This window comes from Kitasatospora sp. NPDC058965 (assembly GCF_042741245.1).
Taxonomy (GTDB): domain Bacteria; phylum Actinomycetota; class Actinomycetes; order Streptomycetales; family Streptomycetaceae; genus Kitasatospora.
On the sequence record NZ_JBHYKG010000531.1, the window covers coordinates 1 to 2,964 of the forward strand.

General features: G+C 74.5%; 1 protein-coding gene. It reads right to left on the minus strand.

The window, feature by feature from the left end; translation table 11 throughout:
• On the minus strand, positions 1–2,964 hold a 2,964-nt coding region (locus ACFW1A_RS39725; protein ID WP_380418466.1), incomplete at both ends, for a beta galactosidase jelly roll domain-containing protein.

The window sequence follows — 2,964 nt, forward strand, 5'->3', positions numbered from 1 at the left end:
CGTGCTGGCCAGGGTCCGGCCGTCCGCGCGGACGGCGAAGGCGACCGAGCCGTGCGCGACCTCGTCGTCGAGACCGACCCGGGCGGTGAGGCGGGTGCAGTGGCCGGCCAGCTCCAGGCCGACCACGCTGGTGGCGTTGGTGCCCAGGCCGGAGCCGAAGGCCTGGCCGTTGAGCGAGAGGGTGCGTCCGTCCCCGGCCCCGGCGCCGCCGTTGCTGCGGTCACGCTCCACCGGGCCCCAGCCGTTGGCCGCGTAGGCGAACGGCAGCGCGCTGACCGGGGTGTCGGAGGTCGGCGGCACGGTCCGGTCGGCCGGCAGGACCTCCCGGTCGTCGGTCAGCCGCTGGGCGCCGCCCTGGCGGTAGCTCGCCGCGGCGGTGAGCCGACCGGGCGCCGCGAACCCGTCGGCCGGCGCGACGACCTGCCAGGTCGCCGTGACGGTGCTGCCGGGGCGGACCCGGGTGCCGGGCGGCGGGCCGGTCGGGGTGACGGTCCACCCGTCGGGGGCCTGCAGGGTGAAGGCGGCGGAGTTCGCCTCCGGGGCACCGGCCGGGACGCTGAGGGCGGCCGTGACCGTGGTCGCACTGCCCGGGGCCAGGTGCTCGGGTGCGCCCAGCACCAGGCCGGCCCGGTGGGTGGTCGAAGGGTAGTCCGCGGCCCGGTAGCGGGGGCTGTCGACCGTCCCTACCTTCAGCGGGGAGAGCCGGGTGCCGTACGACTCCAGCTGGACGGACCCGAGCCCGCCGGTGCTGCCGTCGGCGTTCCAGACCGCGACCGCCACCGAGTTGGCCCCGTTCGGGTTCAGCACGCCGGTCGGGACCGGGAAGCTGTGCTGCGGGCCCAGGTCGTTCACGTACCGGCCCACCTGCCAGCCGTTGACGAAGAGCAGGGCCCGGTAGTGGCGGGACGGGTCGTCGGTGATCTTCAGACCCACCGAGGTGTCCTGGCCCTTCGGCAGGTCCAGCGGGACCGAGGTGCGGTACCAGGTCACCCCCGGCACGGTGTCGGCGGTCGGCAGCGTGACCGGCGCCCAGGAGCTGTCCGGGTAGCCCGGCAGCGACCAGCCGGACCGCTCGCCGTACAGCCCGCCGGTGTTCATCGGCCCGCGCACCTGGTCCACCGGGTGCTCGCCGCCCAGCGCCCCCTGGATCCGCCAGGTGACCGCGGTGGTCGGCGCGCCCAGCAGGGTGGCCCCGGTCAGCCCGCGGGCCTCCTTGTGCGAGTCGTTCGCGCTCCAGTCCTCGTTGTGGCCCGCGTTCTCCAGCAGCACCGACAGGACGTTGTCCGCCCCGTCCCGCAGCGCCCCGGCCGGGAAGGCGAAGGTGTGCCGGGAGTCGCCGGTGGTGCCCAGGAAGGTGCCGTTGAGCCAGACCGCGTACTGGCCGGACGTCCCGGTGATCGCGGACAGGTCCGCCCCGCTGGTGCCGACCATGCCGCGGAAGTGCGCCCGGTACCAGACGTCGCCGTGGTGGAAGCCGTAGTCGTCGGCGAACAGCACCGGCCGGGTGACCGGTGTGGTGGTGCTGTTCGAGCTGGTCCGGTCGGCGACGGTCCACGTCGAGTCGTCGAACCCGGGCTGCGCCTCGGGCGTCTCGGCCTGCTGCTTCCACCCGGTCAGCTGCGGCAGCGCGACGGCCTGCGGGCCGGGCAGTCGGCCGACCGCGGCCCCGCTGGGCGTGGCCTTGGTGGCGAGTGTGCGGCCGTTCCAGCTCACCGTGCCGAGGGTGGCCGAGTAGACCTCCACCGGTCCGGCGCTGTCGGTGTCGCCGGTCAGGGCCAGGTTGCCGTTGACCACGGCCGCGGTGCGCAGCAGCGAGGAGCCGCGGACCAGCACCGGCCCGTCGGCGGTCGGGGCCTGCCAGAACTGCTCGGCGGTCGCCGTGTCGCCGATCAGCAGCAGCAGCGGTCGGGCCCCGCCGGTGACCAGCACCCGGGCCAGGCCGTCGTGCCGGTAGTCGAGCCGCAGGTCACCGGTGGCCTGGTCCCAGCTGCTCTGCACGCTGCCGTCGAGGACCGTGACCGTCGGGCGGTCGGGGTAGTTGAGGACGGTCTCGCCGGCCTGCCCGGCGTCCCCGTAGAGCACGGCCAGGTCGCGGCCGCCGACGGTGGCGTTGGTCATCAGCTCCGAGGTGGAGTACTGCAGGCGGCTGGCGCCGAGTTGGTAGCGGGCCAGCAGGGTCTTGGACTGGCGGCCGTTCAGCGTGATGTCGGTGCCGGGCTGCTGCGGGACGGACGGGTAGCTCCGGTCGGCCGCGCTCGGCTGGTCGACCGCGTCCACGCCGACGAAGGTGCCCGTGGCACTCGGGCTCTTCCGCCCGGTGGCGACGATCCGCAGCGTGTGCGGGCCGGCGGTCAGGTGCTCGGCGTGGTAGAGCACCTGCTGCGGCAGGGTGGTGGCCGAGTAGCCGTCCACGGTGGCGACCTGGGCGCCGTCCAGGTAGACGTCCGCCAGGCCGTGGTTGGGGGCCGTCGACGCGATCCACCGCACCGCGGTCCCGGTGAACGGGACGGTGAGGTCGGCGCCGGCGGTGTCGGTCCAGGACTCGGTGTGCGCGAACTCGCCCGCCGTGTAGGCCTGGTCGGCGCCGACGTGGGTCCAGCCGGCCGAGTAGGCGAGGCGCCCGTCCTGGTCGTCGAAGGTGTAGCTGCCGGTGGTCAGGTCCAGCGACAGGTGGGTGCCGACGGTGCTCCCGGAGGACGTGGTGGCCTGCCGGAGGAAGTGGAACTGGGTCCCGTCGTCCGGGTTCTGACGGACCGTCTCGACCACGGCGGACGAGCTCGGCGCCGGGGCCGGCACCTGGTCGGTCTTGGTCAGCGGTTGGGCGGCCCGGGCGAAGTAGCCGATCAGCTTGTCCTGCTGGTACTTGTCGGTCAGCTGACGGGTCTCGCTGATCGGCGCACCGTAGTCGTAGGAGGTGTAGACGACGGACGGGTCCGCCTGCCATCCCCAGGAGGTGCCGCCGAC